The organism is Hydrogenophaga sp. 5NK40-0174 (genome assembly GCF_040372165.1).
Taxonomy (GTDB): domain Bacteria; phylum Pseudomonadota; class Gammaproteobacteria; order Burkholderiales; family Burkholderiaceae_C; genus Hydrogenophaga.
This window is the reverse complement of record NZ_BAABWG010000019.1, coordinates 1-737: the sequence shown is the minus strand read 5'-3', so window position 1 is coordinate 737 and position 737 is coordinate 1. Positions and strand designations below refer to the sequence as shown.

At 54.8% G+C, this 737-nt stretch carries 1 protein-coding gene; it reads right to left on the bottom strand.

Translation table 11 applies throughout. From position 1 onward, the window contains the following. Positions 1 to 418: 418 nt before the first annotated feature. Positions 419 to 737: hypothetical protein (locus ABWV89_RS18840; RefSeq protein WP_353400618.1), on the bottom strand; the 319-nt coding region annotated here is incomplete at its 5' end.

Below are 737 nucleotides of genomic sequence, written 5' to 3'. Positions count from 1 at the left end.
TCTTGCGGAAGATCTTCACCCCGCTGTGGAACAGGTCGTTGACGTCGTACCCGCTCAGGTCGATACGCTGCGCCTGGTAGTGCGCGCTTTCCTTGTTGAACTTGAGCTGCGTCTCGTACTCGGCGTGGTGCGCATACGCTTCGCGAAACGCTTGCTCGGCTACTGCGCGGGCCTTCTCGTATTCGGGGTGACCGGGTTTGATACTGCCGTCGTACAGGCCTTTGAGCAGGCGGTCGCCTTCGGCGTCGGTCCAGCTGTAGAGGTTCAGGCCCTGGAGGAACAGCTCTTTGTCGGTCTCGAAGCTTTTGCCGTAGGTGCGCGAGGGGTCACGTCGTCATGTGGGTGGAGCTGCCACCGCGTTTCCTACGAGAGAGGCAAAAGGCAAGACGCGACCCCACCGACCCCGCGCTCAGGCACTTCAGTCCCAGCCGAACACTTCTTTTTCGTTGGCGTACATACTGTCGTAGTGCTTCATTGTCCAGCTCTTCGTGGGCATCACCGGATCTTCGTTGTTGTGATCGCTCGCGGTAAATTCGAGGCGATGTCCACAGTAGTCATGAATGACTTTTGAAAAGCCCCAGCATAGTCTGGAAAGTAGTTGATCGTACTCAGCAAGAAACTTCTCATCGAAACGCCAATATTGATCATACGAACCACAAAAGTGAATCGTCTGAAAAGTCACTGAATTATCACTGCTTGGCGGAGTGACTGAAAACATATCCCTGATCAGCATCCCA